Raw genomic sequence first — 15,926 nt, 5'->3', positions numbered from 1 at the left:
CGTGCACCCAGTCATGCCAGCGTGAGCCATTCGACGTAGAACAGTCCGATCGCCGCCACCGAGAGAAGTCCGGCGATGATCCACAGGCGCACGACGATCGTCACCTCGGGCCAGCCGCGCATCTCGAGGTGGTGGTGGAACGGGCTCATCAGGAACAGCCGCTTGCCGCGGGTGAGCTTGAAGTAGGTGCGCTGCAGGATCACCGAGCCGGACGAGAGCACGAAGATGCCGGCGATCACGAAGAGCAGCAGTTCGGTGCGGGTGAGGATCGCCATGGCGGTGATGACACCGCCGATCGCCATCGAGCCGACGTCGCCCATGAACACCTTGGCTTTGGGCGCGTTCCACCACAGGAACCCGACGAGTCCCGCGGCGAACGATGCCGCGACGATCGCGAGGTTGAACGGGTCGCTCACTTCGTAGCAGGCGTCCAAAGCGTCCTGCGCGACTCCGGTTCCCGCACAGGACTGCTTGAACTGCCAGAACGCGATGAGGCTGTAAGCGCTCACGACGAAGACGCCGGCACCAGCGGCGAGCCCGTCGAGTCCGTCGGTGAGGTTCACACTGTTGGAGGTGGCGATGCCGATGACCGCGATCCAGACCAGATACAGGATCCAACCGATGATCACACCGAACGCGAACAGGTTGAGCCAGGTGATGTCCCGGAACAGCGAGACGTAGCCGCTGGCGAAGGTCTGACCGAACTGGTTCTCTGCGCTCAGAGCGACGACGCCGAACGGGATCATGACGACGAGCTGGCCGATGACCTTGCGCCAGCCGGAGAGCCCCAGGCTGCGCTGTGAGCGCACCTTCATGTAGTCGTCGATGAAGCCGACCGCGCCGAAGCCCACCATCAGCCAGAGCACGAGGATGGCCGACAGCGAAGGCGTGCTGCCCCCGGCGATCGTGCCGGTGAAGTATCCGACGATCGTGCCGACGATGAAGATGACGCCGCCCATGGTCGGGGTGCCGCGTTTTGCGCCGTGACTGGGGTTCGCGATGTCTTCGGGGGTGCGGATGACCTGCCCCCAGCCCCAGCGGCGGAACAGCCGGAGGAAGACGGGAGTCAGGAAGAGTGTGAAGGCGAGCGATATGGCGGCCGCCATGAGGAGTGATCTCACGAGAACAATTCTCCCAGACGATCGCCGAGATGCCGGAGCCCGACGGAATTGGACGATTTCACGAGCACGCGATCGCCGTCGCGCAGCTCGGTCTTCAAGTACTCGAAAGCGGCATCCTGATCCGGCAGATGGATGGCTTCGCTGTCCCACGATCCCTCGCCGACGGCAGAAAGGTACAGGCGACGCGCTTCGGGACCGACGACGACGATGCGTCTGATGTTCAGCCGCACGGCGAGCAGCCCGATCCTGTCGTGCTCCTCCCCCGCGGTCTCACCGAGTTCGCTCATCGCACCGAGGACAGCGACCGTGCGTTCTTCGGGACCGGTGATCTGGGCGAGCGTTCGCAGGGCGGCGGCCATCGAATCAGGGCTGGCGTTGTACGCGTCGTTGATGATCCGGACGCGGTCGTTGCCCATCGGCTGCATCCGCCACCGCTCGGCTACCTCGACGGTCTCGAGTCGCGCGATCGCGTCGGCTGCGGAGACGCCGAGAGCGCCGGCGGCCGTGATCGCGGCCAGCGCGTTGCTGATGTGGTGGGCGCCGAGCACCTTCAGGTGGAGCGGGAGATCCCGGCCGTCTGCGGTGATGGTCGCTCGAGTGCCGTCTGCGGCGACCTGCACGTCGGATGCTCGCACCGTTGCCGTCTCGCTCTGCCCGAATCCGAGCACGGTCATCCCGCGGCTCTCGGCCGCATCGGCCATCGCCGCGACCCGCGGGTCATCGACGTTCAGCACCGCCGTGCCGTCGGCGCGGGATGCCGTGACGAGCTCGGCCTTGGCCTTCGCCGTGGCCTCGATCCCGCCGAATCCACCGGCATGGGCCATTCCGACCATGAGCACGACCGCGACATCCGGTTCGACGAGGCCTGCGAGCTTGGCGATGCTCCCCGGCGCAGCCGCGCCGAACTCGCTCACGAGATACTTCGTGTTCTCGGTCACGCGCAGCATCGTCACCGGAGCGCCGACCTCGTTGTTGTACGAGTTGATAGGCGACACGGTCTCGCCGTCGTCCTGCAGGATGCGGGCGAGGAAGTTCTTGGTCGTCGTCTTGCCGTTCGATCCGGTGATGCCGACGATCTTCAGCATCCCGCCCTCACGAACGCGCGCGACGACGGCGCTGGCCAGCGCTCCCAGCGCTTCGACGACATCCGCCACGACGATCTGCGAGACCGCGTCGTCGACCATGTGCTCGACGATGGCGAGACGTGCTCCGTTCGCGACGGCCGCCCCCACGAAGCGGTGCCCGTCGGTCTCGGCGCCGGGCTTGGCGACGAAGATGCCGCCCTGGCTCATGTTTCGCGAGTCGGTGTCGACGACTCCGTCCACGACGGTCTCGGCGGCGTCGGAGCCCGCGAGGTGGAGATCGCCGCCGGTGATGGATGCGATCTCGGCGAACGACAGGGCGATCATGACATCTCCATGCGCGGCGTGAAGCCGGCTACTTGAACTTGGGCAGCGGGTCGTCCATCGGCTCCGTCGAGGGCGAGACGCGGTAGGTCTTCAAGACCTGCGTCATGGCCTTCTGGAAGGCGGATGCGGTGGCTGCGGACGATGTAATCCTAGTCGGCTGGTCGAGGGTGACGACGACGACGTACTGCGGATCGTCGATCGGAGCGATGCCGACCATGCTCGTGTAGTAGACGCCCTTCTTGAGTCCGCCCTTGCCGTCGGAGATCTCTGCCGTACCGGTCTTGATGCCGATGCGGTAGCCGGGGACCTTGATCTGATCGGCGAGGCCGCCCTGTACGGCGACGTTCTCGAGCATGCGCTGCAGCTGGGATGCCGTGCTCTTCTTGATGATCTGCTCATGGCCGGGGGCGTCAGGGGTGACGACGGTGCCGTCTTCGTACGTGCACGACTCGATGAGCGAGAGGTCGATCTTCTCGCCGCCGTTGCCGATCGCCTGGTAGACGTTGGCCAGCTGGGGCGCGGTGACCGTGTAGTGCTGCCCGAAGGTCGTGGTGTAGAGCGACTGCGCGTCCCACTCGGACACCGGGTGGATCACACCTGTCGCCTCGCGGGGGAAGTCGATGGTCTTCTGCCCGACCCCGAATTTCTTCAGGTAGTCGTAACGCACCTGCGGGTCGACCATCGTGCCGAACTTCGACAGTGCGACGTTCGACGAGTCGATGAGGGCACCGGCGAGTGTGTACTGGTAGGCGCCGTGCACGAAGGCGTCGTTGATGACGGCGCCGTTGGGGAACTTCTCGTGCCCGGCTGCGGTCACCGTCGTGTTCATGTCGACGGCACCCGAGTCGAGCAGGGCGGCTGAGGTGACGGCCTTGAATGTCGAACCGGGCTCGAAGGTGTTGCCGAAGACCTTGGTGCCCCAGTCATCCGGGGACGAGGCGTCCAGATCGTTCGGGTCGAGCGCCGGCCACTCGGCCGCCGCCCGGATCTTGCCCGTCTTGATCTCGACGACGGTGACCGTGCCCGACTGCGCCTTCTGCTTCTGCGCCTCCTCGGCGATCATCTGCTGCAGATACCAGTTCAGGTCGCTGTTGATCGTCAGCTGCACCGTGCCGCCGTCGACGGCATCCACGGTGCGCTCGCTTCCGGGAATCGTCACGCCGTCCTTGCCGCGCAGGTACGTGCGCTCACCGCTCGTCGGCGCGAGGCACTTGCTCTCCATCTGCTCGATGCCCGCCTTGCCCTCGCCGGCCGAGTTCATGTACCCGACGACGTTCCCGGCGACGGCGCCGTTCGGATAGACGCGGGTCTCACGCGGCTTGGCGTAGACGTAGAGAAGGCCGAGGTCACGGAGCTCGAGGTACTTCTCGGTGCTCAATCCGTTCGCCAGCTGGTAGTACTGCGAGCTCGCGTCCTTCTCGAGGTTCGCGGCGACGGCGGAGCGGAGCTCCTCAGGGTCCTGCCCGATGATCGCGGCGATCTTGTCCGACGCCTCTGCCCACGGCACCTTCGGCGGGTTCTTGGCATCGTCCTCGAGCTTCTGCATCAGACTCGGGCTGAGCTGAGCGTCGTAGACCTTCACGCTCGACGCGAGAGTGATGCCGTTCTGATCGACGATCGAGCCCCGGTCGCCGTAGATGGTGTCAGTGCTTCCGAGCTGACCGACGTGCAGGGAGTCCTCGACGTGGTCGTTGGCGCTCACGACCTGGATATCGACCAGACGCACCACGAACGCCGAGAGGACGGCGAGGATCACGGCGAGGGCGACGACGGTCCGGCGGCGCGGGCCGCGCGTTGCTCGAGTGGTCATGCGGCTCTCTCCGTGTCCTTGTCAGCGGTCGTGTCGATATCAGCGGGTGGTGGGGCTGGGAAGGCCGTCGGTGATCGCCGGCGGCAGATCCGGGTCCTTCTTCGTGCTCGCGTCGGCCTTCTCCTCGGCCGCGGCCTCCTTGGCGTCATCCTCGAGGAGGGCGTTGTGCACGGCGCCGGCTCCGGTCGGATTCACCGTTGAGCTCCAGCTCGCCTCGGAGTTCGCGCCGATCACTGCGGAGTCGCTCAGCCGCAGGTACGACGCGGGGCCGGCCACGACGAGACCGAGGTGATCGGCCTTCGTGGCCAGCAGCTGCGGCGACGAGATGCCGGCGAGATCGTCGTGGAGGGCGCTGGCCTGAAGATCCAGTTCGCGCTGCTGCGACGTCAGGTCGGCGAGGACGAACGAGTCGTTGGTGATCGCGAGCGAGAGTCCGATCTGCGCGGCGGCGATCAACGCCGCACCCGACACGGCGACGAGCGCGTAGGCGAGCTTGGGACGCCGTGCGCGGGACGGCGCCGTGACGCTGGTGAGTCTGCGTCCTGGTCGTGCGGGACTCGGCGTCTGCGGCTGGGTCTGCGGCAGCACGGCTGCTGCGGTGGCGCGGCTCATGCGGCCTCCCTCAATCGCTCGGCGGCGCGCAGGCGCACCGGGATGGCACGCGGGTTGCGCTGCTTCTCTTCTTCGCTGGCAAGCTCGGCGCCCTTCGTCAGCGTGCGGAACCGCGGTGCGTGTTCCGGCAGCTCGACGGGGAGTCCGGCCGGGGCGGTGGATGCGGATGCCGCCGCGAACGCCTGCTTGACGAGGCGATCCTCCAGCGACTGATAGCTCATGACGACGATGCGGCCGCCGACGGCCAGGGCGTCCATCGCCGCGGGGATGGCATCGGCGAGCACGCTGAGCTCGGAGTTGACCTCGATGCGCAGCGCCTGGAACACCCGCTTGGCCGGATGGCCCGCGCGCTGAGCTGCGGCCGGTGTCGCCGCCTGGAGCAGGTCGACGAGGTCCTGCGATCGCACGAGGGGCTTGTCGTCGCGAGCCTGCACGATGAACCGCGCATAGCGCGCTGCCAGCTTCTCTTCGCCGTAGCGCTCGAAGATGCGGCGGAGGTTGCCTTCGCTGTAGGTCGCGAGGACCTCAGCGGCGGTGACGCCCTTCGTCTGGTCCATGCGCATGTCGAGCGGAGCGTCCTTGGAGTACGCGAAACCGCGATCCGCCTCGTCGAGCTGGAGGGACGAGACGCCGAGGTCCATGAGGATGGCCGATGCGCCGTGGGCGTGCAGCCCGATCTCGTCGTAGACCGTGTGGACGAGGGTGACGCGGTCGGCGAAACGCTCGAGCCGCTGACCGGCGATGCGGAGGGCGTCGGTGTCACGGTCGAGGCCGATCAGCCGGATGCCGGGGAACCGCTCCAGCAGCGCCTCGGAGTGACCGCCCATGCCGAGCGTCGCGTCGACCACGATGGCGCCGTCGTGCGCGAGCGCGGGCGCCATCAGCTCGATGCAGCGCTCGAGCATGACGGGGGTGTGGATGTCACGGAGGTTCATGATCGTTTCCGGAGACCTGGGCCCTGATCCCCCTCCGCTTCTCGACCCGGCACCGGGGAAGTGTGTCGGGGCGGGAGCGGCGGGGCATCACAGCCGAGGTCAGAAGAGTCCGGGAATCACCTCCTGCTCCAGTTCTGAGTAGTTGTCCTCGCCTGCGGCGAGATAGTCGTTCCATGCAGCGGCATCCCAGATCTCGGCGTGAGCGCCGACGCCCGTGACGATGAGCTCCTTCTCGAGCCCTGCGTACTGCCGGAGGTGACCGGGGATGGTGATGCGGTTCTGGCTGTCCGGCATCTCGGCGCTCGCCCCCGAAAGGAACATGCGCAGAAAGTCACGGGCCTGCTTGTTGCTGAGCGGCGCTTGCCGGATCCGCTCGTGCATGGCCTCGAACTCAGCCGTGCTGAACACGTAGAGGCACCGCTCCTGACCACGGGTGACGACGATGCCGCCGCCGAGGTCCTCGCGGAACTTGGCCGGAAGGATGACCCGGCCTTTGTCGTCGAGCTTCGGTGAATGCGTTCCCAGCAACATCGGCCATCACCCCCTCTACGTCCGGCCAACTCGAGGTGAGCCCCACTTTACTCCACTTTCCTCCACATTCATATGGAGGATCGCGAAAAGAATGCCGTTTCCACGGATCGGTCGCGCGCTCCCCCGCGTGATTCCGGGGCTCACACCCCTGAAGCGCGAGTGGAGGGCAGTGGAGCGCCAGTGGAGGGAATCCACCTGGAAACGCAAAAAGACCCGGATGCGAATGCATCCGGGTCTGTGAAGTGGAGGTCCGTGGAGTGGAGGCCTCTGGAATCGATCGGGTCAGTGACCGTCTTGGCGTCGATCCCAGCGGTCGTTCATGCGATCCATGAAGGATGACGAATTCTGCGGCGTCTTCGGCGAGGACTCGGTCTTGGGCGAACGGCCGGCGTCGTTGCGACGCACCGGGGTGACTGCGAGTATGACGCCGGCGAGCATCGCCGCGAATCCCACGACGCCGACGACGATGCTGACGACGGGGCCGAGCTGGCTGCCCAGGGCGACGCCGGCGACGAGAGCGCCGATGCCGACGAGCAGCAGGACGGCGCCGTAGACGAGATTGCGGTAGCTGAGCGTGCGGTCACCAGACGGCGCGCTGACTATGTCGGCGTCGTTGTGAAGGAGATGACGTTCCATCTCATCGAGCAGACGCTGCTCCTGTTCAGACAGTGGCATGACGCCCCCCTCGGGTAAGTGTCCTCCAGTTTACGCTCAGCGGAACGACTGAGGCTAGGTTTCCGCTGAGAACCTAAGCTGATTATCGTGCCCCTCTCCAGCCAAGTCCAGCAGGCCGTCCTCACCAGTCTGGATCGCTTCGCCGCCGACGTACGCGCAGAGTCGGCGGAGTACGGGCCGGATGCCCCTCTCTTCATCGAGTCGGCGGTCCAGACCCTGCAGGGCGGTAAGCGTCTGCGCGCACGGTTCTGCCACGCCGGGTGGAGCGCGGTGGCCCGCTTCGCGGACCGGGATGCCACGGAGACCGACGCACTCTGGGACCTGTGCGCCGCGCTGGAGATCTTCCAGTCGGCAGCGCTCGTGCACGACGACCTCATCGACAACTCCGACACCAGACGCGGCAGGCCGGCCGCGCATCGCGCGCTCCAGGCGCAGCACGTCGAGCGCGTCTGGAATGGCGATGCCGAGGGCTTCGGCCGGTCGGCGGCCATCCTGCTCGGTGACCTGCTGATCTCGTGGAGCGACGATCTGCTCGAGCGAGCGCTCGCGGGGCATCCGAATTCCGCTGACGTGCGCAGCGCGTACGCCCGTATGCGCCGCGACGTGACGACGGGGCAGTTCCTCGACATCGCCGAGGAGTCCGCCTGGCGGGTGAACCCCGACGACGAGCACGCGGAGCGCGCGTTGCGCGTCGTCTCGCTGAAGTCAGCCAGGTACAGCATCGAGCAACCGCTCGCGCTGGGCGCGGCTCTGGCAGGCGGGGATGCCGCTCAGCAGGACGCGCTCCGCGCGTTCGGGCATCCCATCGGCATGGCGTTCCAGCTGCGAGACGACGTCCTCGGCGTCTTCGGCGATGAATCGGTCACCGGAAAACCGACGGGAGACGACCTGCGCGAGGGGAAGCGGACGGTCCTTATCGCTCTCACCCGTGAGAACCTCGACAGCTCCGCCCGTCGCGTGCTCGACGATCTGCTCGGAGACCCCGAGCTCACAGCCGCACAGGTCGCCGCCCTGCAGGCGAAGATCATCGATTCGGGCGCCCTTGAGCGTGTCGAGACGATGATCCGCGACTACAGTGTGCAGGCCGACCGGGCTCTGACGGCCGCGCGGCTCGACAACGCATCGGTGAGCAACCTCCGCGAACTCGCGCGAGCGGCCACCGTGCGCACCGCCTGAGCCGCGCGGCTGCCCGAATTCAGGCCAGCGCTCGCGCCACCCGGCGCACGGCGCTCTTGTGGCCGTCCAGGAGCGCGGCGATCGGCGTACGCCCGAGTTCCTCGTCTTCGGCGAGCAGCCAGTCGATGATCTCGTCATCCGAGAATCCGGCATCCGCCAGCACGATGATCGTGCCTCGCAACGAGGCCAGCGGTCGACCGTCGACGATGAAGATACCAGGAACCGCGAACGCGCCGTTGCGCGTCGACCCGATCAGGTGCTGCTCCGCGATGAGGCGGCGGACACGACCGAGCGGCTCCCCCAGAACCTCGACGAGGTCGGGTGTGGTCAGCCATTCACCGGAGATTTCAACTGCTTCGTCAGACACGTTTCGACTATCTCACCTCGGCCACGACAACGCACATCGTCACGTCTGTCACACCTTTCACTTGCATCACTTTGGTTGACATCCCTTTACATCCGTGTCAGCGTTTCTTGAGTCTGACTAGGGGGGAAACCTTGAGACTCACAACAATGTCGAACCGCAGGCGATACACCCAGATCGGCGTACCGGCCGCGATGCTGGGCGTGCTGGCAGGGCCGCTCGCTGTCGCTCCCGCCCAGGCCGCGGCCCCTGCGGAGTCAGCGCCTGCGTCACTGCAGGCCCGCGCCGGAGTCGTCCTCCATGTGGAGAAGACCGTGCGCCCCGTCGCCACGGCCGCACGGCCCGCCTCGTATACCGTCCAGTCCGGCGACACGATCGCCGGCATCGCCCAGCGCTTCGGGCTCGCCACTCCCGACGTGCTGAAGTGGAACGGCCTCGGCTGGCGGACGGTCATCTACCCTGGCCAGAAGGTCGTTCTCACCGCCCCCGTCGCCGCGACGGCTGCGGCGCCCGCCGCCAAGCCTGCGGCACCGGCACCGGCCGCGCAGGCCGCTGCCTCGCACGAGGTCGTCGCTGGCGACACGATCTTCGCCATCGCGCAGAAGCACGGCACGTCCGTGGACGCCGTCCTCGCGGCGAACGGGCTGAGCCGCGACTCCATCATCTACCCCGGTCAGACGCTCCGTGTCGCAGCCAAGGCGGCATCCGCCCCGAAGCCGGCCGCAGCCGCAGCTCCCGCGTCCGTGCCCACGCCGTCGGTGGCATCCACGTCCGCCGAGCTCAACGGTCTCCAGGCCGAGAACGTCCGTCTCATCATCCGGATCGGGCGCGAACTCGGCGTTTCCGACCGGGGCATCGCCATCGCGCTGGGCACCTCCATGGTCGAAGCGTGGCTCCGCAATCTCGAGTGGGGCGATCGCGACTCGCTCGGCCTCTTCCAGCAGCGCCCGAGCACCGGCTGGGGTGAGCCCGATCAGATCATGAACCGCGATCACAGCATCCGCGCGTTCTTCCTCGGCACATCCAACGCCGACGGCACGACGACGCGCGGCCTGCTGGACATCCCCGGCTGGGAGAAGATGTCCTTCGCCGACGCTGCGCAGGCCGTCCAGATCTCCGCGTACCCGGATCGGTACGCGAAATGGGAGGACGCGGCCTACACATGGCTCGCGCTCTACGGGTGATTCCCCGCCCGAAAGGGTGAGGCGCTCCCCGGGCTTTCAGCCACTTCTCCATAGAATCTGTACGTGACGACCAATCAGCAGGCCGACGCCCTCATCGGGCGGCTTGTCGACGGTCGGTACCGGGTTCGCGCCAGGATCGCGCGCGGCGGAATGGCCACGGTGTACGTGGCCACCGATCTGCGACTCGAGCGGCGCATCGCCCTCAAGGTCATGCACGGCCACCTCAGCGACGATGCGGTGTTCCAGAGCCGCTTCATCCAGGAGGCCAGGGCGGCAGCCCGACTGGCCGACCCCCACGTCGTCAATGTTTTCGATCAGGGGCAGGACGGCGAACTCGCCTACCTCGTCATGGAGTACCTGCCGGGGATCACGCTGCGCGAACTCCTGCGCGAGCAGAAGCGCTTGACGATCCCTCAGACGATCTCGATCATGGACGCGATCCTCTCCGGACTGGCTGCGGCTCACAAGGCAGGAATCGTCCACCGCGATGTCAAACCCGAGAACGTGCTGCTCGCAGAGGACGGCCGTATCAAGATCGGCGACTTCGGACTCGCGCGGGCGACCACGGCGAACACCGCGACCGGCCAGCAGCTGCTGGGCACGATCGCCTATCTCGCTCCCGAGCTCGTGACCAGAGGCACGGCTGACGCGCGCAGCGACATCTACGCGCTCGGCATCATGCTGTACGAAATGCTCGTCGGTGAGCAGCCGTACAAGGGCGAGCAGCCGATGCAGATCGCCTTCCAGCACGCCACCGAGTCGGTCCCCCGCCCCAGCGTCCGCAACCCGGGCGTGCCGGAGCAGCTCGATGAGCTCGTGCTGTGGTCGACCGAGAAGTCGCCCGATGAGCGACCGGATGACGCGCAGCAGATGCTCGACCGGCTCCGCGAGATCGAGCGCGACCTGGGCATCTCCCCCGCTCCTGCGGCGAACACCACGCCGCTGCGAACGCAGCGGGACTCGGGCGACCTCACCAAGGTCATGCCGTCGACCATGGTCATCGACCCTGTCACGAGTCCGGTCGCCGCTCAGCCCGTCGATAATGCGACGCTTCTGCGTCGACGGACGTCGAAGCGCCGCGCCCGCGGAGCGTTCCTGCTCGCGCTGGTGATGCTGCTCGCGGTGCTCGCGGGCGGTGTCGGATGGTGGTTCGGTTCTGGCCCCGGCTCGCTGATCGCCGTGCCGTCCGTCGCGGGAATGACGTACGAGAAGGCAGCGGGCGCGCTCGAGGCCGAGGGCTTCGTGCCCGTCCAGGCCGATGAGAGCTCTGTCGATGTCGATCCGGGGCTCGCGATCCGCACCGATCCGGGCGAAGGAGCGCGCGAGGACAAGGGCACCGAGGTGACCGTATTCGTCTCGACCGGGCCGGCTCCGCGCACCATCGAGACGCTCAACGGCAAGACGGTGGACGAGGCGAAGGCCTACCTCGACGAGCTCGGCCTCACCACCTCCGACGACATGCTGATGCTGTACTCCGACGCCGAGAACGACGTCGTGATCAACGCCAGCATCACCCCGCGCGCGGGTGGCGACAATGTCGCCTGCGGTGACGGGTGCGAGGTGCACGAGGCCGACACCGCCAACCTCACCGTGTCGCTCGGCGGGCTGCCCGATGTGGTCGGCAAGACGGCGAGCGAAGCAGCGAACCTGCTCGGCGAGAAGCAGATCAAGACGACGACCGTCGAGGAATACAGCAACGACGTCGAAGAAGGGCGCGTGATCCGCACGGGCGAGCGCTCGGAGCCGGGCAACTGGCGCCCGGGCGACACGATGACGCTGGTGGTCTCGCTCGGGCCGCAGCTGTTCGAGGTGCCCGACGTCAAGGGGATGACTCGCGACGAGGCCGCTCAGACGCTTCGGGATGCCGGATTCGAACCCACATGGAGCGCACTGTGGACTCCGTTCCCGAACGACTTCACCGAGGTCACGGGCATGGATCCGGCAGCCGGCTCGATGCAGCGCGCCGGCACCCAGGTGAACTTCAACATCCGCAGCAGCCTCTGACCCCGAGCCCGCACGTCCGATGCCGGAGTCAGCGCTTCTCGAGCTCCTCAGCCACGAGGAAGGCCAGCTCCAGGCTCTGCATGTGGTTCAGGCGCGGGTCGCAGAGGCTCTCGTAGCGGGTCGCGAGGGCGGCCTCGTCGATCCGCTCCGAGCCGCCGAGGCACTCGGTGACATCGTCGCCGGTGAGCTCGACGTGGATGCCGCCGGGGAACGTCCCGACGGCCCGGTGAGCCTCGAAGAACCCGCGCACCTCGTCGACGACATCGTCGAAGCGACGCGTCTTGTATCCGGTCGGCGTGGTGATGCCGTTGCCGTGCATGGGGTCGGTGACCCACAGCGGCTGCGCGCCGGACTCGCGGACGGCCTCGAGCAGCGGCGGCAGCGCGTCGCGGATCTTGCCCGCACCCATGCGGGTGATGAAGGTCAGGCGCCCAGGCTCGCGGTTCGGGTCGAGCTTGTCGATCAGCGCGAGCGCGGTCTCGGGCGTCGTGGTCGGGCCGAGCTTGACGCCGATGGGGTTGCGGATCTTCGAGAAGTAGTCGACGTGCGCGCCGTCGAGGTCGCGTGTGCGCTCGCCGATCCACAGGAAGTGCGCCGATGTGTTGTACGGCGTGTTCGTGCGGGAGTCGATGCGGGTCATCGGGTGCTCGTAGTCCATGAGCAGGCCCTCGTGGCCGGTGAAGAACTCGACGCGCTTGAGCTCGTCGAAGTCGGCGCCCGCGGCCTCCATGAACTTGATGGCCCGGTCGATCTCGGCTGCCATGCGCTCGTAGCGCTGGTTGGCCGGGTTCTGAGCGAAGCCCTTGTTCCAGGAGTGCACCTCACGCAGGTCGGCGAAACCACCCTGCGTGAACGCGCGGATGAGGTTCAGCGTGGATGCCGCGGTGTGGTACCCCTGCAGCAGACGGCCGGGGTCTGCCTGCCGAGAGCCCTCGGTGAAGTCGTAGCCGTTGACGATGTCACCTCGGTACGCGGGAAGCGTGACGTCGCCGCGGGTCTCGTTGTCGCTCGAGCGCGGCTTGGCGAACTGCCCGGCCATGCGGCCCATCTTCACGATCGGCATCGAGGCGCCGTACGTGAGGACGACCGCCATCTGCAGCACGGTCTTGATGCGGTTGCGGATCTGCTCGGCGGTCGCACCGGCGAACGTCTCGGCGCAGTCCCCGCCCTGGAGCAGGAACGCCCCGCCGGATGCTGCGCGCGCCAGTCGATCGCGGAGGTTGTCGACCTCACCGGCGAACACCAGCGGCGGGAGTGCGGCTATCTGCTTGGAGATGTCGGCCACGCGCTCGGCATCCGGCCATGACGGCTGCTGCTTGATCGGGAGGTCGCGCCAGGTGTCGAGGTCGTGCTGAGGCATCTCCCCAGCTTAGCGGCGGCAGGTTCGGCGTTCGGCCGTCATGACGACCGCGGCATCCGGTCCTTGACCGACGAGGCGTACACGTCGTCGTACTCCTGCTCCCCGAGCCGCTGGAGGGCGACCATGATCTCGTCGGTGACCGACCGGAGGATGTAGCGGTCGTTCTCCATACCGGCGTACCGGGAGAAGTCGAGGGGCTCGCCGATGACGATCCCGACACGCACGACGCGCGGGATGCTGCGGCCGATGGGCATCGCGGTGTCGGTGTCGACCATGACCACAGGGATCACCGGCACCTTCGCCTCGAGCGCCATGCGTGCGAGCCCGGTGCGACCGCGGTACAGCTTGCCGTCAGGGCTGCGGGTGCCTTCGGGGTAGATCCCGAGCAGATCGCCGCCGCCGAGGACCTGCAATCCGGTGTTCAAAGAGGCCTCCGAAGCCTTTCCCCCTGATCGATCGATCGGGATCTGACCGGTCGCCTTCATGAACTGCTTCGTCGCCCAGCCCTTGATGCCGCGCCCGGTGAAGTAATCGCTCTTGGCCAGGAAGGACATCGGGCGATCGATCAGCAACGGCAGGAAGATCGAGTCGGAGACCGAGAGGTGGTTGCTCGCCAGGATCGCGGCACCGGTCCTGGGCACGTTGCTTCGCCCCACGATCCACGGGCGGAACACGCCCTTCACGATGGGGCCGATCACCACGTACTTCATCAGCCAGTAGAACATCGTTTGGAAGTCTATCGCCGGGGGTCATCGCCGACCATCGGCGCGCGCGTCGAGGCAACGGCACGCATGCGACTGAGTCTCACTTGCTACGCTACTGAATACCAAAATCCGCCGAGTCAGCACGCCCGTGTGCCCTAGACTCAGGGAAAGCCGTGCCCGACCGGTACCGAAGGAGTTGCCGTGGTTCAATTCGAAGTCCCCGCGATCGTCCCAGCCGACCCCGAGGCGAACATCACCGACCTTCTGGTGAAGCGCGTCGAGGCCACACCCGACCTCGCCCTGTTCTCCGTACCAGACGGTGACGCATGGCGCGATATCACCGCCGCCGATTTCCAGACCGCCGTCATCGCCCTGGCCAAGGGCTTCGTCGCAGCAGGCATCCAGCCCGGCGAGAAGGTCGGATTCCTCGCTCGCACGACCTACGAGTGGACGCTCGTCGACTTCGCCCTGTTCTATGCAGGCGCCGTGATGGTGCCGATCTACGAGACCAGCTCCCCCGCCCAGATCCAGTGGATCCTCGAGGACTCGGGTGCCAACGCCCTTCTGGTGGAGTCCGCCGACCACTTCGCGAAGTTCGACGAGGTACGCGGTGACCTGCCGCTCGTGCGCGAGGTCTGGCAGCTGCACCTGGGCGCGATCGACACGCTCACCGCCGCCGGCACCGGTGTCGAGGATGCTGAGATCGAGCGCCGCCGCAACCTCGCGGTCGGCTCCGACATCGCGACGCTCATCTACACCTCCGGCTCGACCGGACGCCCCAAGGGCTGCGTGCTCACGCACAGCAACTTCGTCGAGCTGACCCGCAACTCTGCGAAGTCCCTCGACAAGGTCGTGCAGACCAAGGGTGCGTCGACCGTGCTGTTCATCACGACCGCGCACGTGTTCGCGCGCTTCATCTCGCTGCTCAACGTGCACGCGGGTGTTCGCACCGGCCACCAGCCCGACACCAAGCAGCTGCTGTCGGCACTCGGCACCTTCAAGCCGACCTTCCTCCTCGCGGTTCCCCGCGTTTTCGAGAAGGTCTACAACTCCGCCGAGCAGAAGGCTGAGGCCGGCGGCAAGGGCAAGATCTTCCGCGCTGCCGCCGCCGCGGCGATCGAGCACTCCCGTCTGCTCGAAGAGGGCAAGAAGATCCCGTTCGGGCTGAAGATCAAATTCGCGCTCTTCGACAAACTCGTCTACGGAAAGCTGCGCGACGCGATGGGCGGCAACATCCAGTACGCCGTCTCCGGCTCCGCTCCGCTCGGCCCGCGCCTCGGGCACTTCTTCCACAGCCTCGGCGTGGTCATCCTCGAGGGCTACGGCTTGACCGAGACGACGGCCCCCGCGACGGTCAACCTCGCCGACAAGTCCAAGATCGGCACCGTCGGTCCCGCGCTCCCCGGCGTCGGCGTCCGTCTCGCCGAGGATGGCGAGATCGAGGTCAAGGGCATCAACGTGTTCAAGGAGTACTGGAACAACCCCGAGGCCACGGCCGAGGCGTTCCACGACGGCTGGTTCCGCACGGGCGACATCGGCAGCTTCGACTCCGAGGGCTTCCTCACGGTCACCGGGCGCAAGAAGGAGATCATCGTCACGGCCGGCGGCAAGAACGTCGCTCCCGCCGCGCTCGAGGACCCGATCCGCGCCAATCCGATCGTCGGTCAGGTCGTCGTGGTCGGAGACCAGAAGCCGTTCATCTCGGCGCTGATCACCCTCGACCCCGAGATGCTCCCGACGTGGCTCGGCAACAACGGTCTGTCCGCTGATATGTCCCTGGCGGATGCCTCGACCAACGAGGCCGTTCGCGCCGAGGTGCAGCGGGCGGTCGATATCGCGAACAAGAACGTCTCGCGCGCCGAGTCGATCCGCAAGTTCACGATCCTCGACTCCGAGTGGACAGAGGCGAGCGGTCACCTGACGCCGAAGATGTCGATCAAGCGCAACGTGATCATGTCGGACTTCGCCGACCAGGTCTCCGCGATCTACGACGAGCCGGTGAAGACGACCAACGTGCCGCTCGGCTGAGGCGCTGTCTCCG

Annotated in this window: 14 protein-coding genes; 4 read left to right on the top strand and 10 right to left on the bottom strand. The window is 66.9% G+C overall.

Annotated elements, in window-relative coordinates; genetic code table 11:
* Positions 1-11 precede the first annotated feature (11 nt).
* From mraY to KHB019_RS00250, 7 genes are all read right to left on the bottom strand, one after another.
* A complete protein-coding gene (mraY, locus tag KHB019_RS00280; RefSeq protein ID WP_230103042.1) occupies positions 12-1,121 on the bottom strand; it encodes a phospho-N-acetylmuramoyl-pentapeptide-transferase in 1,110 nt (369 codons plus the stop codon).
* The gene (locus KHB019_RS00275; protein ID WP_325471767.1) at positions 1,118-2,530 is read right to left on the bottom strand and encodes a UDP-N-acetylmuramoyl-tripeptide--D-alanyl-D-alanine ligase; all 1,413 of its coding nucleotides are present in this window, start codon (positions 2,528-2,530) and stop codon (positions 1,118-1,120) included. Before KHB019_RS00275 ends, mraY begins: the two co-directional genes overlap by 4 nt.
* 28 nt (positions 2,531-2,558) lie before the next feature.
* On the bottom strand, positions 2,559-4,340 hold the full coding sequence (locus tag KHB019_RS00270; protein WP_230103044.1) for a peptidoglycan D,D-transpeptidase FtsI family protein: 1,782 nt from the start codon (positions 4,338-4,340) through the stop codon (positions 2,559-2,561).
* Positions 4,341-4,379: 39 nt separating this feature from the next.
* Complete coding sequence (locus tag KHB019_RS00265; protein WP_230103045.1) at positions 4,380-4,952, bottom strand: hypothetical protein; 573 nt, start codon at positions 4,950-4,952, stop codon at positions 4,380-4,382.
* The gene (gene rsmH, locus KHB019_RS00260) at positions 4,949-5,887 is read right to left on the bottom strand and encodes a 16S rRNA (cytosine(1402)-N(4))-methyltransferase RsmH (RefSeq protein WP_230103046.1); all 939 of its coding nucleotides are present in this window, start codon (positions 5,885-5,887) and stop codon (positions 4,949-4,951) included. Before rsmH ends, KHB019_RS00265 begins: the two co-directional genes overlap by 4 nt.
* A 99-nt stretch (positions 5,888-5,986) precedes the next feature.
* Entirely contained in the window at positions 5,987-6,418 is a 432-nt protein-coding gene (gene mraZ / locus KHB019_RS00255; protein WP_230103047.1) for a division/cell wall cluster transcriptional repressor MraZ, read from the bottom strand.
* Positions 6,419-6,700: 282 nt separating this feature from the next.
* Positions 6,701-7,093, bottom strand: a complete 393-nt coding sequence (locus tag KHB019_RS00250; RefSeq protein ID WP_230103048.1) for a DUF3040 domain-containing protein — start codon at positions 7,091-7,093, stop codon at positions 6,701-6,703.
* Between the two features lie 87 nt (positions 7,094-7,180).
* On the opposite strand from KHB019_RS00250, the gene KHB019_RS00245 reads away from it, so the two are divergent.
* On the top strand, positions 7,181-8,269 hold the full coding sequence (locus tag KHB019_RS00245) for a polyprenyl synthetase family protein (RefSeq protein WP_414684037.1): 1,089 nt from the start codon (positions 7,181-7,183) through the stop codon (positions 8,267-8,269).
* 19 nt (positions 8,270-8,288) lie between these two features.
* Here the strand turns inward: KHB019_RS00245 and KHB019_RS00240 are convergent, their stop codons facing one another.
* Positions 8,289-8,636 carry an Rv2175c family DNA-binding protein gene (locus KHB019_RS00240; protein WP_230103049.1) on the bottom strand — a complete coding sequence of 116 codons (348 nt, stop codon included), beginning with the start codon at positions 8,634-8,636 and terminating at the stop codon, positions 8,289-8,291.
* 146 nt (positions 8,637-8,782) lie between these two features.
* On the opposite strand from KHB019_RS00240, the gene KHB019_RS00235 reads away from it, so the two are divergent.
* Both KHB019_RS00235 and pknB read left to right on the top strand, forming a co-directional pair.
* Positions 8,783-9,817 carry a LysM peptidoglycan-binding domain-containing protein gene (locus tag KHB019_RS00235; RefSeq protein ID WP_230103050.1) on the top strand — a complete coding sequence of 345 codons (1,035 nt, stop codon included), beginning with the start codon at positions 8,783-8,785 and terminating at the stop codon, positions 9,815-9,817.
* 63 nt (positions 9,818-9,880) lie between these two features.
* Positions 9,881-11,821, top strand: coding sequence for a Stk1 family PASTA domain-containing Ser/Thr kinase (gene pknB, locus KHB019_RS00230; protein ID WP_337457856.1), 1,941 nt, complete (start codon positions 9,881-9,883; stop codon positions 11,819-11,821).
* A gap of 28 nt (positions 11,822-11,849) precedes the next feature.
* Here the strand turns inward: pknB and KHB019_RS00225 are convergent, their stop codons facing one another.
* Both KHB019_RS00225 and KHB019_RS00220 read right to left on the bottom strand, forming a co-directional pair.
* Complete coding sequence (locus KHB019_RS00225) at positions 11,850-13,181, bottom strand: class II 3-deoxy-7-phosphoheptulonate synthase (RefSeq protein ID WP_325471764.1); 1,332 nt, start codon at positions 13,179-13,181, stop codon at positions 11,850-11,852.
* Positions 13,182-13,219: 38 nt separating this feature from the next.
* Positions 13,220-13,906, bottom strand: coding sequence for a lysophospholipid acyltransferase family protein (locus KHB019_RS00220; RefSeq protein ID WP_325471763.1), 687 nt, complete (start codon positions 13,904-13,906; stop codon positions 13,220-13,222).
* A gap of 180 nt (positions 13,907-14,086) precedes the next feature.
* Between KHB019_RS00220 and KHB019_RS00215 the strand changes: the two genes are divergently transcribed.
* Positions 14,087-15,913, top strand: coding sequence for an AMP-dependent synthetase/ligase (locus KHB019_RS00215; RefSeq protein WP_230103054.1), 1,827 nt, complete (start codon positions 14,087-14,089; stop codon positions 15,911-15,913).
* The last annotated feature ends 13 nt before the right edge of the window (positions 15,914-15,926 follow it).

It is taken from the genome of Microbacterium sp. KHB019, assembly GCF_037285405.1.
Lineage (GTDB): Bacteria > Actinomycetota > Actinomycetes > Actinomycetales > Microbacteriaceae > Microbacterium.
This window is presented reverse-complemented; position numbering and strand designations above follow the sequence as displayed.